This is a genomic window from Mesorhizobium sp. M1428 (assembly GCF_040317515.1).
GTDB lineage: Bacteria > Pseudomonadota > Alphaproteobacteria > Rhizobiales > Rhizobiaceae > Mesorhizobium.
In genome coordinates, this window is the sequence record NZ_JAMYKT010000002.1 from 302,256 (window position 1) to 318,236 (window position 15,981).

The following is a 15,981-nucleotide window of genomic DNA, read 5'->3' on the forward strand; positions in this document are numbered from 1 at the left end:
ACCCTAAGCGGTCTCGGCAACTTTCAGCACGGCGTCGATCTCGGCCATCACCGCCGCCGGCAGCGGCCCTTTTTCCAGCGCCCCGAGATTGTCCGCGACCTGCTCGGGCCGCGTGAAGCCGGGAACCGGCAGGGCGATTGCCGATTTGGCAAGTATCCAGCCGAGCGCGCCCTGCGCAAGCGTGCGACCGCCCGAGGCGAGCAGGTCGCGGATTGCCGAGAGCCTTGACAGATAGTGCGGGTTGGCGGTGCCATCCCTGAAAAACACCATCCATTCGGCATTCCCGCCGCGCACATCGTTGGTGGGCAGCCGCATGGCCGGCGTGTATTTGCCGGTGAGCAGCCCCATTGCCAGGGGCAGCCGGCTGAACGAGACGAGGTTCTCGCGCGCCGCAACGGCCATCAGCTCGTTTGCCGGGGTAAACACATTGAAGTCGTTCTCTACGGCGACGAACCCCTCGCGCGGCGCGTAGGCGGCAAGCCGTTCGCGGTGATCGGTGCTCCAGCCGAAGCCGCCGATCTTGCCCTCCTGGCGCAACAGGCCGAGCGTATCGAACACCTCGCCGGCGCGCTCGATCGGATACTCGTTGATATGTAGCAGCACGACGTCGACACAATCGCGCTGCAGGCGCTGCCGCGAATTGTCGATCGATGTCCGGATCGCCGCGGCAGAGGCATCCTCGGGTGCGATCTTGCGCGTTTGGGGATCACCGAAATAGCCGACCTTGGTGACGATGATGGCTTCGTCCTTATTCTTCAACGCCCGCCCGAGGATCAGTTCGGCATTGCCGGCGCCATAGGCGGCAGCCGTATCGAACACCCGCGCGCCGATCTCATAGGCCATCGCCAGAGCGGCTTGCGACCTGACGTCGTCGACCTCGCCATAGACTGTCGCCGTGTCACGCCAGCGCGCGGGGCCACCCGCCGCCCAGGTGCCGATGCCGATGCGCGGTACCGAGCGGCCATCCCAAAGCTCCATCATCTGCATGCCCGCCTCCTCAACGACGCAAGCTGGCGTGGCGGGCACGTTCGCGGATCTCTTCGCGAGAAATGCCGGCATCCGCCAGTGTGCTGTCCCGGGCCTGCCTCAAGCTCGCAAGCGTCTGGCGATAGGCAATCCAGCGGGCGAAACGGTATCGAAGTTCATCCAACATGATCGTCTCCTTTGGCCCGCAGAATGCCCACCTGGGTTGGTCGAAAGCGCAAAACATCTGCGCCAATCGCATGCGCGATCGAAAGGGCTGCGCTCGCTTCTTGGCCAGCGGAGGCGCTTGTGTCCCTGTCCCGCTAGGCAGGATTGTCCAACGCCTCCAACGCCTGCATACTTGCGCGTGATGCCCGCTTCGCGCTACAGCCACCGTCGCAACGAGTTTTTCATTTCTGCAAAATGGATATCGGCTGGGACGATCTGAGGTTGTTTCTCGACGTTGCGCGGCTGGGTGGCTTGAGCGCAGCGACGGGAACCACGCGCCTCAGCGCAGCCACGCTTGGACGACGCGTCACCGCGCTCGAAAAGCAGATCGGCGAACCTCTGTTCGTGCGTCAGCAGACCGGCTACCGGCTGACCCCGGTCGGCGAGGAACTGCTGCGGCGCGCCGAAGACGTCGAGGCGGCAATGCAGTCGCTGACCCGCTGGCGCGAGGGAAACCTGCCCGACCGCATTGTCCGCGTCTCGGCCGGGCCATGGACCTCGGCCTTCGTTTCCGCCCATATCGGCGAGATCTGGACGGTCGATGACGGCATAAGGGTGGAACTCGTGACCACCACCGACCGGGTCGATATCGGCCGCCGCGCCGCCGACGTCGGCATCCGCAGCGAGCGCCCGACCGAGCAATGGCTTGCCGGCCGTCAGAGCGGCAAGGTCGCCCACGCCATTTATTCCGGACGCCACCTGATCAACGGCATCGCCGCCGGTTTGTTCGTCGGCGTCACCGGCGAAGGCGCCAACATTGCCTCGGCGCGCTGGCTGCAAGCCCATCACGGCGACCGCATCGCCGTACGCGGCAACAACACCCATTCGGTGCGCGAACTGGTGGCCGCCGGCGCCGGGCTTTCGGTCTTTCCGTGCTTCGTCGGTGACAGCGATCCGCGGCTGGTTCGCGTCGCTCAGCCTATCCCCGAACTCGAAACCGACCAATGGATCGTCACCCATCACGAGGAACGTCACTCCCCGCCGGTACGGAAAGTCGCCGACCGGATCGCCGCCGTGATGCGGGCGCACCAGCCGCTGTTTCGCGGCGAGACGCCGATCCGGTAAGCCTCAGGCGTCGATCGGCCGCCGGCGGATCAAGAATCAGATATTTTGGTAGGCCGAACGATGGTGCCGCCGCCGTTGAGGACGCCGGAGTGCGGCGCGCTGCTCGTCGAGATCCTTGCCTTGGGCGAAGAGAGCGGTATAAACCGAGCCGCCTATCCGGTCACTCGTCCTTCTGCGGGCTCATAGCCGTATGCTTCGCCCTTGCGCACCACGCGGCCGATGCCCGGCCAGCCAAGGTGCGCGCCGCCGATCCACGTCCCTGCCTCGGCCGCGTCACTGAGAACCTTTAGGCGGGTTGTGCGCGCGGTCAGCTGATCGTCGTCATAGCCCCAACTGAACGCGGGATTGCCGAACTGCAAGGCCGGCACATGAACGACGTCCCCGAAGAATAGGAAACGGTCCTCGTCCGTGTCGAACCCGTAGCCGGTATGACCGGCAGCATGACCGGGCAAGGCGACCGCCCTCAATCGGTCACCCACCTTGTCGCCATTCTGGACAGGCTTCAGCAGGGGCCGGAACTGCGCAAGGTCCGCGTAAGCGAAAAAGCTCTGCACAGCCGCCTCGGGAATAATAATCGCCTTCAAGTTTGGAAAGAGCACTCGGCCGTCGGGGGTCAAAAGTCCGTGCACATGATCCTGATGGGCGTGGGTGAGCGCCAAGACCGTGATCGAAGCCGGGGCGATCTTGGCTTCCGCCATGGCCTGCTCAAGACGCCCCACTGTTGGGGCCCAGCCCCCTCCTCCGCTGTCGACCAGAACGCCCTCAACGCCTGGACCTGCGAGCGCGAAGCAATTGACAGACAGGCGAAGCGCCCCTGCCAGCGCAGCTTGCGGCACCGGATTATCCTGCGGGTCCCGCAGAAGGTCCGCCGGCATCTCGACGTAACCGTCCGAGAGCGACCAGACGCGCCACCTTCCCGACGTGCTGCCGAGCACGTTGTTGGTTTGCGATGTAACGATCATCAGGCCACCTGCTGCAAGCAAAAATGGAGGATAGGTTCGATTGTCACTATTTGGCTCTCTGCATACTCTGCGCAAAAGCGTGGGGAAATCGATGAAGATCAATGCGGAAAGCACCCGATCTCGATAGGCTATCGGAAGATGATCGTTGACGGATCTGCTAGCTTCGCGACGATGCCAGCTCTTATTGCATGCCCATGTAGATTCCCCCCTTCGTAAGCTCGTCAATCATCTGATTTATGCGATTTCAGCGTGTTTCCGGGTGACGGGCGCGCGCGATCCAATGCAAGTAATCGTTGCGCTGATAGGGAGGCCGTTGCTTGAAAGCATGCATCAGATTTGCGGCCTCGAGCTCTGCAGGCAAACTGTCGGGCATTTTAGCCAACGGACGTTTCAGCAACTCACGTCTCCGCCATTCGAATCCCGATGCTGGAATAGATCACAAGTCAGCCGTCGCGCCTGCGAGACCGCAGCCGGCCTGGCGATAGCCCTTTCAATCGGGTCACGACGCGATTCATATGGGCCTGGTGAGTGAAACCCGCGTGCTGAGCAATCTCGGCCAGCGGCAGATCGCTATTTTCCAAAAGCTCGACCGCGCGATCAACGCGGCGGCGTAAAATGAATTGATGTACCGGCAATTGCGTCGCCTCGCGAAAGGCGGCGGTGAAGGCGCGTCGTGGCATTCCCGCGATTCCGGCAAGATGGTCGATCGACACCCCCTTTTCCAGATCGCCGTCAATCGTAGCGAGGACCCGGTCGAACCGCTGCGAGGTTAGGACCGGAGATTTCTGCCGCCGCTGACGTGCATGCCCGAGACGGAGCAGGTTCGCGAAAACCAGGCCCAGCGTCCATTCGCGGATGACGGGGTTGGCTGGCGGGTCGCCTTCGAGGCGTCGGCACAACTCGGCCACCAGCGAATCGCGTACCGGTCGATCGGTCAGGATCACCAGATCCTCGAGCGTCCCGGCTGCGGATACCAGGAGCCTTGACGCCAGCGCGGAGTCAACGGTGATCATCGTCAGCTCGCGCGGCTCCTCGATCTTGAACCGCGTGGCACGCTCGGGAAGGCTGAGCAGCAGGTCGCCGGGGCGGGTGAAGACGCGCCGCAGCCCGCGGCCAAGATCGATCTCTGCATAGGATGAACCGCTGCGAATCACACGCAGCTGAACGACTCGGGCCGGCGCATGGCGATAGTCGCCGGCAGGAAAGAACAATCTCTTTGCACTTGCGGCGGTCACCATCGTTGTACCGGGCGTCCGGACGCAAGTTCCTCCAGGACTTCGATGATCGATCGCCGCATCCTCGATCCTTGACGCCTACACTTTTGCCCGTTTGACCGGTCCACCAGGGGCATCATTTGCCAAGGCAGTCAGTTCACCAATCCGGGGCACAAAGATGTTGTGCAGTGTCTGGGTCATAATGGTCATTTCACGCTGAATTTGCAGTTCCTGTGCGGCGGGAAACAGTGTGCCCTGCAAGAAGAGTTCCAGGCCTGCCTTGTCGTCCCATATCTCGATGATGCGATAGCCATCGTCGGTGGCATGCGAGATGTGCTGGTAGATGCCACCAGCGGGCCGTTTCTCCACGCCGACCCGATCGAGGATGCGGCTATAATCTTCCGCCGTCAGGCCGGCAATATCAAGTGTCGTCACCACGGCCATGGTTCATCCTCGCTGCTGATTGTGGTTGTTTGAAATGAAGTTCTTGGACGACCCCGGATCCTACTGGGCCGATGTCGTTTGGCATCGCCGTCCTGACGGCGAGTTTGACTCCCGAACTTCACCGACAGGAGCGATCTTTGGTCCTCAGCCACCGAGCGCCTCGATGACAAGACGGGCGGTCGCCGCTCCGGAGAAGTTCTGCTGGCCGGTGATCAAATTGCCGTCGCGCACGGCAAAATCGCGCCACAGCCCGGCCTGAACATAGTTCGCGCCGAGCGCACGCATCTCATCCTCGATCCGCCATGGCATCAGATGCTTACCGTGCGGCAGCGCGCCCATTTCCCAGACGGCATTGTCGGCGAAATCTTCCTCGACATTGGCGAACCCCGTAACAGTGCGCCCTTTGGCCAGCAGCTCGCCGGTTGAGAGGCGCGCGTAGCGCAGCAGCGCGACGCCATGACACAAGGCGGCCGCAACCTTGCCGGCCGCGAAAAAGGCGACGAACAGCCGCTGCAACTCAGTTGCGCCTTCGAAGGTGAACATCGGCGCCTGGCCGCCAGCGACGATGATCGCGTCGAACGCGTCGACCGACAGCTCCGCGATGGACCGGGTCGTCTCCACCAGCGTCACCAGTTTCGGCGTCGACAGGAAACCGAGCGAAATCAGATCCGTATCCGAATAGCCGGACGGATCACGCGGGTCGCTCAAGGCATCCGCCTCGCATTTGCCGCCCTCAGGCGAGAAGATCGCGACTTCGTATCCGCGCTCCGTGAAGGCGAGCCAGGGATGAGTTAACTCGCTCCACCAAAATCCGACCGGCCAGCCTGTGGTGGTTGACACAGCCGGGTTTGAAAGGACCATCGCGACCCGCTTTGGACGCAGCGGGTCGAGCGGGTTGGGATCGCGGACCGACATGCGTGATATCAGGCCGGAATGGGAGCGTTGGGGCGCAAAAACGCGTCCTCGACCAGCGGCGGCAGCTCCTCCAACCTAGGCGCGAAGATGTTGTAGAGCGGTTCGATCGTCACCTTCATCTCTCGGTTTAAGCCGATCGCCGCCGCCGCCGGCGCCAACCGCGCCTGCATGAATGCCTCGAATCCCTCGCGATGATCCCACACCTCGATGACGCGATAGCCGCCCTCAATCGGTGCGGTCAAATGCAGATAGATCCCCGGTTCGGGTCGGAGCTCTACGCCCATTTCATCAAGGATTGCGCGGTACTCCTTCGGTGTGATTCCGAGGACGTCGATCGTAGTGATATAAGCCATGACTGGTCCTTATTCTTGGCGATGGCAGGCACTTGGTCAAACGAGATTTGCCCAAATCGTCTTGTATTGGGTGTAGCTTTCCCACGCCTCGCGGCCCTGCTCGCGGCCATAGCCGCTCATCTTGAAGCCTCCGAACGGCGCATTGGGGTGGTACTTGTGCCAGCAGTTCAGCCAGACCGTGCCTGCCTTGATCCGGTCGGCAAGACGTAAGGCACGGCCGAGATCGCCCGTCTGGATGCCCGAGGCGAGCCCGTAACTCGTATCGTTGGCGATCCGGATCGCGTCCTCCTCGTTGTCGAATGGAATCACCGGCAGGACGGGGCCGAAAATCTCTTCGCGCGATATCCTTAGGTCATTGGTCGCATCGGCGAAGATGGTCGGTTCGATGAAAAGGCCCTTGCCATTGACCTTGCGGGTGCCGCCGCCCGCGGCCAGTCGCGCGGTGTGCTTGCCCTCTTCGACATAGCTCAAGACCTTGTCATACTCGCCGCGCGACGCGATCGGCCCGATCATCGTCGCAGGGTCCAGCGGATCGCCGAGCGTCGCCGACTTCGCCATGGCGCTCAGCTTCTCGACCACCTCGTCATAGCAGGCGCGTTCGACCAGCAGGCGCGATCCGGCCACGCAGACTTCGCCCTTGTTCCAGAAGATGCCCCAGAAGGCTGCCTGTATCGCGGCATCGATATCGGCATCGGCGAAAACGATATTGGGACTCTTGCCGCCGAGCTCCATGGTCAGGTGTTTCATCGTCCCGGCACCGTTGCGCATGATGCCCTGGCCGACGGCGGTCGATCCGGTAAAGGCGATCTTGTCGACGCGGGCATCGTTGACCAGCGCGTCGCCGATGGTGCCGCCCGGGCCGGTGACGAGATTGTAGACGCCCGGCGGCACGCCCGCGTCGAGGATGACTTGCGCCAAGGCGAGGGCCGTCAGGGGCGTGTCGGTCGCAGGCTTGTGAACGACCGTGTTACCCGCCGCGAGTGCCGGCGCGATCTTCGAACAGGACAGCGCGAGGGGAAAATTGAACGGGGTGATCGCAGCGACCACGCCGAGCGGCTCGCGCCGCGTCAGGATCCTGATATTTGGTTCGTAGCTTGTACGATAGGCGCCGTCCATCGCGCTCATGGCGAGCCCGCCATGAAAGCGGAACAGTCCTGAGCAGTGCGGCATGATGATATCGCGGAAATCGCGATAGGGCATACCCATGTCCATCGCCTCGCGCACCGCGAAATCCTCGGCCCGCTCGTCCATCAGATCGGCGATGCGAAACAGGATCTTGGCGCGCTCCTCATGATGCATCCGCGCCCAGGGTCCTTGCTCGAAAGCCCGCTGCGCGGCCGCGACGGCATCGCTCGTGTCGGTGACGTCCGCCTTCGCAATATCGGTGATCGCCGCCTCCGTGGTCGGATCAAAAGTCGTCGAAGTCTCGCCACTGACGGCATCGCGCCATTGACCATCGATCAGCAGACGTCCTACTGGAATCGCCGTGCGCCGCGCGGGTAGATAATCAGTCATGAACCGGTTCCGTGCTGTCGAATGAGATTGAAGGAAATTGTCGGCCCCATCCCGCGCCGATAGGCGAGCTGGACCAATAGCAGCATCATCGGCTCGATCAGGCGCGAGGCCGTGAGATCGCCGACATCGACCGGCATTGTCGGAAGATCGGCGAGAAGCCGGCAAACCGCCGCCTTGGCATCAGCGTCATTGCCGGCGACATAGCTCGTCACCGGATCGCCGTTGAGACGCGGATCATCCCTGTCAAGCAATTCGGCAAAGGTCGGAATGCACTTGACGACAAGCGCGCCCCGCGCGCGCCTCTGAACCTCCTCGCCTACAGACGTCGTAGTGCCTAGCAGCATCGTGGAAAGGTCAGGCGCGACTGCATTGGTATTGTCCCAGACGATCTTTCCCGCCAAATCGCCAAGCGCGTCCATCGCCAACTCGAGAGCCGGCCATGGCGTCGCCAGGGCAATTACGTCGGCCCATCTCGCTACTTCGTCAGGGGCACCGAAGCCAACATGGAGGGTTGCCGCGATTGCGCGCAACTTACCTTCGTCACGACTGAAGCTGAGGCGAATTTCGTGCCCGGCGAGGCCAAGACGTTTCGCCAAGGCCTTTCCGAGCGAGCCTGGTCCGATGATCGCAACTTTCACAACTGCCTCCCGACACGCGATCGGGCTTGGCTAGCATCATTGCAGTCGCGCTTATTTCACGAATTGCCCTTGCACGATCGGGCGCACTCGCCACATGGGTCGGCGCCAATTGGCATCCGGATCCGCCGCGCGCTCACGCCCTCCCCGAACGTGTCCCTACTGGGCGTGTATGTGGGGCACCATAGAGGATGGTGCCATCAGCGGAGGTCCCCAGGGCACAAGGCTCACATTGGTGACACTAGATTTTCTTTGCCTAATCCGTCGGCGTTGCGATGACTTTTGTGGCATCAGCATAACGCGATTGCCTGCAAATCCGGGGAAAGCCGCCTCAGGACGGCTTTCCGGACTGGCACGCCCCTTGCTTCGTCATTCACGTGCAGAGCGTCTAGGGTTCCGGCCGTGTCGATCACGGTGCTGGTCCAAGAGACGCGACCGCTTGAGATGCATTGAGGCATCCGGCGGAACACGGCGGGCCAAAATCCCGGGAGAACCCTGCACGGGTTTGCTGGCGCGAACCTCTCCCGGATGCGCGCTCCGTGAACCCCCCAAACAGACGTTCGGACGCAATCCGGATCGCAAACAGGGGTATGCAATGCTTCGCAAACTGGCCGCAATCATCCTAGCCGCTTCACTCAGCCTTCCCTCCATATCGGCCGCGGAAGCGGCGCCCAAGAAAGACTTCAAGATTTGCTGGTCGATCTATGTCGGATGGATGCCGTGGGGCTATCTTTCCGACAGCGGCATCATGAAGAAGTGGGCCGACAAATACGGCATCAATGTCGAGATCACCCGTATCAACGACTATGTCGAGAGCATCAACCAGTACACCGCCGGCGGCTTTGACGGCTGTTCGATGACCAACATGGATGCGCTTTCGATCCCGGCCGGCGGCGGTGTCGATACGACGGCCTTGATCGTCGGCGACTTCTCCAACGGCAACGACGCGGTCATCCTCAAGGACAAGGCCGCGCTCAAAGACATTGCCGGTCAGAAGGTCAATCTCGTCGAGCTCTCCGTCTCGCATTATCTGCTGGCGCGCGCACTGGAGACGGTGGGGTTGGCCGAAAAGGACATTACGGTGGTGAACACCTCCGATGCCGACATGGTCGCTGCCTACGGCACCAGCGATGTCACCTCCGTCGTCACCTGGAATCCGCTGGTCTCGGAAATCGCCGCCATGCCGGGCGCCCACAAGGTATTCGATTCGACTGAGATTCCCGGCGAGATCATCGACATGATGGTCGTCAACACCGCGACGCTGAAGGACAATCCGGCTTTGGGCAAGGCGCTTGTCGGTGCATGGTATGAAGCCATGGCGCTGATGACGTCGGGGACGCCCGAAGGCAAGGCGGCGAAGGAAGAGATGGCCAAGGCGTCGGGGACGGATCTTGCCGGTTTCGACGCTCAGCTTGCATCAACGGCGATGTTCTTCGAGCCTGCCAAGGCGGTCGCATTCACCAACGGCGCCGAACTGCCGAAGACCATGGATCTGGTGCGTAACTTCCTGTTTAGCCACGGCATTCTTGGTACCAACGCGCCGAGCGTCGACGTGATCGGCATGAGCTTCCCCGATGGCTCGACGCTGGGTGACGTCAACAACGTCAAACTGCGCTTCGATCCGGCCTTTATGGCAGAGGCGGCGGGCGGAACGCTCTGACACGGGAGCGCGACATGCTAGCCAGAGGAACCGGCATCGTGCAGGCCGCAACAGGCCCCGAGATCGCGCGCCTGCAACTTAGCAGGCCGAAAGCGCGGCTTCGCCTCATCAACGCGACGGTCTCGCGCGGCGGAGCGTTGCTGCTTGGGACACTGCCGTTTGCCGCCGTGGCGATGGCCTATCTCTTCGCTTCCGCGCAAAGGCTGGCGGTCAATCCCAGCGACAAGCTGCTGCCCTCCCCTGCACAGATGTGGTCGGCCTTTTCAGACCTGGCGACAGTGCCGGACAAGCGCTCCGGCGACCTGATCCTATGGGCCGACACCTATGCCAGCCTGATTAGGCTGTTCGCCGGCGTCGGCGTGGCCACGCTGGTGGCGCTCAGCCTCGGCGTCGCCATAGGTTTCATCCCGCGCGTCAGGGCCTTTCTACTGCCCTTGGTCACAGTTGTCTGCGTCATCCCGCCACTGGCGCTGCTGCCGATCCTGTTCATTGCGCTCGGCCTCGGCGAAACGGCCAAGATCACCTTGATCGCTCTCGGCGTCGCACCGGTCATGGTGCGCGACATCGCCAACCGGGTGATGGAATTGCCGCCGGAGCTCGTCGCCAAGGCACAGACGCTCGGCGGCAACAGCTGGACCATGGTGCTCAGGCTGGTGCTGCCACAGGTCATGCCGCGCCTCATCACTTGCGTACGGCTGGCGCTTGGGCCGGCCTGGCTGTTCCTGATCGCGGCAGAAGCCATCGCCTCCACCGAGGGGCTCGGCTACCGCATCTTCCTCGTTCGTCGCTACCTGTCGATGGACGTCATCCTGCCTTACGTCGCCTGGATCACGCTGCTTGCGGTGATGACCGACTGGCTGCTCGTGCGGCTCTCTCACATCATCTCGCCCTGGGCGCATCCGGTGCGGACCAGATGAGCCGAATCCTCGTCCATGGGCTGGAGAAGAGCTACGGCGACGCCCGTGTGCTGGAACGGGTCAACGTCTCCGCCGAAGCGGGTGAATTCCTGTCGCTGGTTGGCGCCAGCGGTTGTGGAAAATCGACATTCCTGCGCATCCTGCTTGGCCAGGAACAGCAAAGCGGCGGCGTGGTCGTCGTCGGCGACCAGCCAATCGTGCCGGAGCCGACGCCGCAGCGCGGCATCGTCTTCCAGCGCTATTCCGTGTTTCCGCATCTGACCGCGCTGCAGAACTTGCTGCTGGTCGAGGACTTCCGTTCGGGCGGACCGTTCGGCCGCGTCTTCGGCGCCAGGCGCAAAAGCGCCAGGCAAGAAGCCGAAACCATGCTGGAACGGGTAGGGCTTGCCCATGCGCGCGACCTCTATCCGGCTTCGCTGTCGGGTGGCATGCAGCAACGGCTGGCGATCGCGCAGACCTTGCTCGGCCGGCCGCGGATCCTGCTTCTCGACGAGCCGTTCGGCGCGCTCGATCCCGGCATCCGTGCCGAGATGCATGAGCTCCTCACCGAGCTATGGACCGAGCACGGCATGACCGTGGTCATGGTCACCCATGATATCGGCGAGGCATTCAAGCTCGGCACCCGCGTGCTGGTCTTCGACAAGGTGCGCCACGACCCCCAGTTCCCGTCCGCCTATGGCGCGACGATCACCTACGATCTGAAGCTCGACCGCAAGAACCGGGCTTCCGCACGAGACGTGGCCGAAGTGGCCGCGATGGTCGGGACGACCCGACTTGATAGCGCAATCGCGACGACGGCGTCGTGAAGGAGGTTTTCATGCATAGAGATAGTCCAGAACGTCGGCATCGCCGCGCCGGGCTCACCGACCGCCAGCCGCGCCAACGCCTCCACCATCCGAACTTCGAGATCCGCGACATGCAGGGCTGGAAGTCGATCGAGGCGGAAGGAAAGCTACCCGAGGATGGCTGGCGCAAGGAACAGAAATGGGCACTCGACATGGGCCTGCCCGGATCGGATTCGATCATCGACAAGTCGATCCCGACATTCGCGCGAGGCGAGTTGCCGCATTTCGCCGGCATCAACACCTTCCTCAAGGCGCCCTATGTCGAGAACGTCCGCGATGTCGGCAGATATGACGCTGCCGTCATGGGCATTCCTTTCGACAGCGGCACCACCTACCGGCCCGGAACCCGCTTCGGGCCGCAAGGCATGCGCCGCATCTCGGCGCTCTACACGCCTTACAATTACGAGCTCGGTGTCGACCTGCGCGAGCAGATGACGCTCTGCGACGCCGGCGACGTCTTCACCATCCCCGCCAATCTCGAAAAGAGCTTCGACCAGATCACCAAGGGCGTCAGCCATGTCGCCTCGTCCGGCGCGCTGCCGATCATGCTGGGCGGCGACCATTCGATCGGATTTCCGTGCGTGCGCGGCATCGCCGACGTGACCTCCAAGCGCATCGGCATCATCCATTTCGACCGCCACATCGACATCCAGGAAAAGGATCTCGACGAACGTATGCACACGACGCCCTGGTATTGGGCGACAAACCTGCCGAACGTCTCGGCCACCAATCTGGTGCAGCTCGGTATCGGCGGCTGGCAGGTGCCTCGCTACGGCGTGGCCGAGGCGAGAAAGCGCGGAACGAACGTGCTGACGATCTCCGACATTGAACAGATGGGGCTGGAGAAGGCGGCGGAGATCGCGCTCGATCTCGCATGGAAGGACACCGACGCCGTATACATCTCCTTCGATGTCGACAGCATCGATTGCGGTTTTGTGCCTGGCACGGGCTGGCCGGAGCCGGGCGGGTTCCTGCCGCGCGAGGCGCTGAAGCTGCTCGGGCTGGTGTCGGCGCCCGGCATCTGCGGACTGGAAGTGGTCGAGGTGTCGCCGCCCTACGACACGTCAGACATCACGGCGCTGTTTGGCGTGCGGGTGGTCGTCGAGGCGCTCGGTTCGATGGTCGCGCACGGCAATCTCGGCAAACACAAATCCATCATCGACAAGCCGACGAGCTTTTGACCATGCATGAGGATCATCATCACCACAGCCATGACCATAGCGACGGTCACCATCACGGGCCGAACGGTCATCATCACCATCCGCACCCGGTCGGCCACAACGGGCCGGCCGGCAAGCCGTTGCAATGGCAGACACCGCATCTACCGCACCACCATGCGCCCGAACCCGCCGACGCGCGGGCGACGGATCTCGATCTCGTCGAGATCGCGTTTCTCGAAGGGTTTTCGCGGGCGCCCGACCCGTCCAGTTTCCTGCGCCTCGCCGGGATTCCGTTCGTCGGCGAGACCGCCGACGGCGTACGGCTGCATCTCCTGCGCGTCGAGACGCAGGACATGGTCGATGTCGGCGCCGTCATGCCGCTGATCGGCGGCGCCGGCGTCACCTATCACCCGCTGCCCGCGAAACTGACGTCGCGTCGGCGCCGCCTGGCCTTCGTCTACCATAACGGCGAGGCACAAACGCCCCTCGACTTCGGCGAGGCGCGGCTTCTGGCCGACAGGTCCGGCGCCGCACAATTCACCATGCCAGGAGCCGGACAATGAGCACCGGCCTTGAACCGATCGCACCTCTATCAAACAGGTCAGGAACCATGAACAAAACGCTTTCATTCTTCGGCAGACTCGCCTTGGCAGCCGCCACAACTCTCATCCCCTCATTGGCCTTCGCCCACAGCGGCGGTTTTCATGCTCACGGGTTTGTAGACGGCCTTCAGCACCCGCTGGCCGGTATGGACCACCTGCTTGCCATGATGGCTGTAGGCATCATTGCCGCTCGCGCCGGCGGCAATGGGATCATCATCGTGCCGTCGTGCTTTGTCTCGGCGATGGTCGCTGGCGCCCTGCTCGGTATCGCCGGCATCGGCCTGCCCTCACTCGAAGCGGGCATAGCGCTATCGCTGGTAGTCTTCGGCGCCATGATGATGCTTGCCAAGCCGTTTCCGCTCGCTGTGGCTGCGTCGCTGACTGCCCTTTTCGCCCTCTTCCACGGCAATGCCCACGGCCTCGAAATTCCCGAGACTGCCAGCGGCATCGCTTACGCGGTTGGCTTCGTGGTCGCCACCTCGGCTCTTCACGCGACCGGCGCGTTGGCCGCCCTGACACTTCGGCGCTGGCCGGGAGCCATCCGCACGGCAGGGGTCGGCACGTCGGTGGTCGGTATGGGGTTGGCGGCACAGATCATCTGACCCGCAGGCATCTGCGATGAACAGGAAGCGAAGGCATGATCAAGCGTCTGACCGTCTGGCTGCGCATCCGAAACATGCTTTACCAGATCCTGAAGACCCGGTCTGAGCGACTCTGATCGCATCCAGGGACCGAGGCTATGCCGCTTGCCGTACGTCTCGCGCGTACGGAGCGGTCCGCCGTGGGTCGCGACTAGGACGCAGCCGGCCGATCTGGACAGCGCCGGTCGGCCGCGTGCATCGATAAGCGCGTGTCGCTCACGGACGAACGCGGATGATCGTCTTCCCCGAGCGTCGCTCGGTCGGGTTGAAGGCGGAAACGGCATCATCGAGGGTCGAGATGTTGCCGATGTTCGTCCGGAGCCGTCCGTCCCGCACCCGCTGGACGATTTCACTCAGTTGAGCACGATCGGACTCGACAACGAAGTCGACTGCCAGGCCATTGGCGGGCTGCGCGTCGGGCGGCCCGACGACGGTCACCAGTGTTCCTCCGGCTCGAACCAGGCCCGCGGATCGCTTCTGTATGTCGCCGCCGATGACATCGAACACCAGATCGACGCCGCCGACGTCTTCCAGGGCGTCGTTCTCGAGGTCGACGAACTCGTTCGCGCCGAAGTCGAGCGCCTTCTGACGGTCGGCTGCGCGTCCGGTGCCAATAACGTAGGCGCCGGCCTCCCGTGCGAGTTGCGTCACCATCGACCCGACTGCGCCGGCCGCACCATGCGCAAGGACGCTCCGCCCGGCCCGAAGGCGGCCATGGTCGAACAGACCCTGCCACGCAGTCAGGCCCGAGATCGGCAAACTTGCGCCTACCGTGAAGTCGACGTCGCCCGGCAGCGGCGCGAGGTTACGTGCCTCCATGGCTACATACTCCGCCAGGGTGCCGTCGCGATACCAATCGGCGAGGCCGAATACCCGCTGGCCCACCGACAGTCCCGTCGTCCCGTAACCGAGGGCGGTGACCACTCCGGCCAGCTCGTGCCCGGGGATCGATGGCGTCCGGTCACGGTCGACGCGATCGGTCCAGGTCGACGGCCACGCCAACTCAGTCGGGACGAATCCCGACGCATGAACCTTAACGACGACGTCGTTTATCGCTGCCTGCGGCTCGGGCCGCTCGGCCAGCTTCATCCCGGCCGTTCCCGCGGCCTGATCCGTCACAACGATTGCCTTCATCGGAATTGTCTCCTCGGTCATTTGTCACGTGGCGATGGCCGGTAGATATGTCCGGCTCTGGTCGTGAAACAGGACCAAGATTGGCGGGAATGATGGTACCATTGCGCCATGGCTGCTGTGCCCATCCATCTCGACCGCGCCGCAAGGACGCCGCTGGCGACGCAGATCTACCGGGCGGTCCGGGACGCCATCGAGGCATCTGCGGCGCATGAAGCGCCTCTACGCGTCTCGGCGGCAAGCCCTGCTTGAGGGCCTCGCGCAGGTCGGGTCGGAGTCGCTGAAAGTCGAAGCCACCGCTGGCTTGGCCGTCATTGTCTCGATAACCGCCTCTCTGTCGGACGTGGAGATCGCCCGCCGCGCCCGCTCGTTCGGCTTGGCTCCGTCGCCCCTCTCTCAATGGTGCGTCCGATCACCCCCGTGGCAGGGGCTCCTGCTCGGCGTGACCAACTTGGATACGCGTCGGCTTACACAGTATTGCCGACAGCTCGCGGAAGCGGCGCAATAGCGCCACTAGCGCTCAGCGATCCTTGAAGGGCCCGATCCTGCAATGGGCTGCTCCTGCCCCTTGGCTTGCGGGCACGGCCGTGTCCGCAAGCCGCGCATTGCGGTCATTCCGCCGGAACCGTCAGAAGGACCGTTGAGGGTCGCTCCAGACCTTGGTCCTGCCGGGCTCAACGTCCGCCATCTTTCTTCAGACGCCACAAGCCGCCATTCCCCTGTCGGCCATT

Annotated in this window: 19 protein-coding genes and 1 riboswitch; of the genes, 8 read left to right on the forward strand and 11 right to left on the reverse strand. The window is 63.2% G+C overall.

Translation table 11 applies throughout. The annotated features are described in order from the left end of the window. Nucleotides 1-3 precede the first annotated feature (3 nt). The gene (locus NKG60_RS04705) at nucleotides 4-987 is read right to left on the reverse strand and encodes an aldo/keto reductase (RefSeq protein ID WP_352974214.1); all 984 of its coding nucleotides are present in this window, start codon (nucleotides 985-987) and stop codon (nucleotides 4-6) included. Between the two features lie 10 nt (nucleotides 988-997). Further along, a complete protein-coding gene (locus NKG60_RS04710; RefSeq protein ID WP_156937304.1) occupies nucleotides 998-1,153 on the reverse strand; it encodes a YjiS-like domain-containing protein in 156 nt (51 codons plus the stop codon). Nucleotides 1,154-1,386: 233 nt separating this feature from the next. Here NKG60_RS04710 and NKG60_RS04715 point away from each other — a divergent pair, with 233 nt between their 5' ends. Continuing rightward, on the forward strand, nucleotides 1,387-2,256 hold the full coding sequence (locus NKG60_RS04715) for a LysR family transcriptional regulator (RefSeq protein ID WP_352974216.1): 870 nt from the start codon (nucleotides 1,387-1,389) through the stop codon (nucleotides 2,254-2,256). A 152-nt stretch (nucleotides 2,257-2,408) separates the two neighbouring features. Here NKG60_RS04715 and NKG60_RS04720 read toward each other — a convergent pair whose 3' ends face one another. The 8 genes from NKG60_RS04720 to NKG60_RS04755 all read right to left on the reverse strand — a co-directional run bounded on the left by NKG60_RS04720 (nucleotide 2,409) and on the right by NKG60_RS04755 (nucleotide 8,297). Next, complete coding sequence (locus tag NKG60_RS04720) at nucleotides 2,409-3,218, reverse strand: MBL fold metallo-hydrolase (RefSeq protein WP_352974217.1); 810 nt, start codon at nucleotides 3,216-3,218, stop codon at nucleotides 2,409-2,411. A 244-nt stretch (nucleotides 3,219-3,462) separates the two neighbouring features. After that, nucleotides 3,463-3,591: a YdeI/OmpD-associated family protein gene (locus tag NKG60_RS04725; RefSeq protein WP_352866118.1), complete on the reverse strand. Its 129-nt coding sequence runs from the start codon at nucleotides 3,589-3,591 to the stop codon at nucleotides 3,463-3,465. A 70-nt stretch (nucleotides 3,592-3,661) separates the two neighbouring features. Further along, on the reverse strand, nucleotides 3,662-4,456 hold the full coding sequence (locus NKG60_RS04730) for a helix-turn-helix domain-containing protein (protein ID WP_352974218.1): 795 nt from the start codon (nucleotides 4,454-4,456) through the stop codon (nucleotides 3,662-3,664). A 75-nt stretch (nucleotides 4,457-4,531) separates the two neighbouring features. Beyond that, a complete protein-coding gene (locus NKG60_RS04735) occupies nucleotides 4,532-4,876 on the reverse strand; it encodes a hypothetical protein (RefSeq protein ID WP_352662089.1) in 345 nt (114 codons plus the stop codon). A gap of 144 nt (nucleotides 4,877-5,020) precedes the next feature. Next, complete coding sequence (locus NKG60_RS04740) at nucleotides 5,021-5,791, reverse strand: type 1 glutamine amidotransferase domain-containing protein (protein WP_352974220.1); 771 nt, start codon at nucleotides 5,789-5,791, stop codon at nucleotides 5,021-5,023. Nucleotides 5,792-5,799: 8 nt separating this feature from the next. Next, nucleotides 5,800-6,144: an antibiotic biosynthesis monooxygenase family protein gene (locus tag NKG60_RS04745; protein WP_352662095.1), complete on the reverse strand. Its 345-nt coding sequence runs from the start codon at nucleotides 6,142-6,144 to the stop codon at nucleotides 5,800-5,802. 36 nt (nucleotides 6,145-6,180) lie between these two features. Beyond that, nucleotides 6,181-7,659 (reverse strand): aldehyde dehydrogenase family protein, encoded by a 1,479-nt coding sequence (locus tag NKG60_RS04750; protein WP_352662098.1) that lies wholly within the window; start codon nucleotides 7,657-7,659, stop codon nucleotides 6,181-6,183. Further along, nucleotides 7,656-8,297 (reverse strand): NADPH-dependent F420 reductase, encoded by a 642-nt coding sequence (locus NKG60_RS04755; protein WP_352662101.1) that lies wholly within the window; start codon nucleotides 8,295-8,297, stop codon nucleotides 7,656-7,658. Before NKG60_RS04755 ends, NKG60_RS04750 begins: the two co-directional genes overlap by 4 nt. Before the next feature lie 374 nt (nucleotides 8,298-8,671). Further along, nucleotides 8,672-8,787, forward strand: a riboswitch (guanidine-I (ykkC/yxkD leader). A gap of 102 nt (nucleotides 8,788-8,889) precedes the next feature. Between NKG60_RS04755 and NKG60_RS04760 the strand changes: the two genes are divergently transcribed. From NKG60_RS04760 to NKG60_RS04785, 6 genes are read left to right on the forward strand one after another with little or no spacing between them, the layout of a single operon-like run. Then, nucleotides 8,890-9,954 carry a putative urea ABC transporter substrate-binding protein gene (locus tag NKG60_RS04760; protein WP_352866028.1) on the forward strand — a complete coding sequence of 355 codons (1,065 nt, stop codon included), beginning with the start codon at nucleotides 8,890-8,892 and terminating at the stop codon, nucleotides 9,952-9,954. Nucleotides 9,955-9,968: 14 nt separating this feature from the next. Beyond that, on the forward strand, nucleotides 9,969-10,871 hold the full coding sequence (locus NKG60_RS04765) for an ABC transporter permease (RefSeq protein WP_352662107.1): 903 nt from the start codon (nucleotides 9,969-9,971) through the stop codon (nucleotides 10,869-10,871). Continuing rightward, the gene (locus tag NKG60_RS04770; protein WP_352662110.1) at nucleotides 10,868-11,677 is read left to right on the forward strand and encodes an ATP-binding cassette domain-containing protein; all 810 of its coding nucleotides are present in this window, start codon (nucleotides 10,868-10,870) and stop codon (nucleotides 11,675-11,677) included. The genes NKG60_RS04765 and NKG60_RS04770 overlap by 4 nt, the downstream gene beginning before the upstream one ends. Nucleotides 11,678-11,688: 11 nt before the next feature. After that, on the forward strand, nucleotides 11,689-12,897 hold the full coding sequence (locus NKG60_RS04775; RefSeq protein WP_352662113.1) for an agmatinase family protein: 1,209 nt from the start codon (nucleotides 11,689-11,691) through the stop codon (nucleotides 12,895-12,897). 2 nt (nucleotides 12,898-12,899) lie between these two features. Then, entirely contained in the window at nucleotides 12,900-13,439 is a 540-nt protein-coding gene (locus tag NKG60_RS04780; protein WP_352974224.1) for a hypothetical protein, read from the forward strand. A 47-nt stretch (nucleotides 13,440-13,486) separates the two neighbouring features. Then, nucleotides 13,487-14,080 (forward strand): HupE/UreJ family protein, encoded by a 594-nt coding sequence (locus NKG60_RS04785; protein ID WP_352662119.1) that lies wholly within the window; start codon nucleotides 13,487-13,489, stop codon nucleotides 14,078-14,080. A 255-nt stretch (nucleotides 14,081-14,335) separates the two neighbouring features. Here the strand turns inward: NKG60_RS04785 and NKG60_RS04790 are convergent, their stop codons facing one another. Beyond that, nucleotides 14,336-15,253, reverse strand: coding sequence for an NADP-dependent oxidoreductase (locus tag NKG60_RS04790; RefSeq protein ID WP_352662122.1), 918 nt, complete (start codon nucleotides 15,251-15,253; stop codon nucleotides 14,336-14,338). 108 nt (nucleotides 15,254-15,361) lie between these two features. On the opposite strand from NKG60_RS04790, the gene NKG60_RS04795 reads away from it, so the two are divergent. Next, on the forward strand, nucleotides 15,362-15,502 hold the full coding sequence (locus NKG60_RS04795; protein WP_352662125.1) for a hypothetical protein: 141 nt from the start codon (nucleotides 15,362-15,364) through the stop codon (nucleotides 15,500-15,502). Nucleotides 15,503-15,981 lie beyond the last annotated feature (479 nt).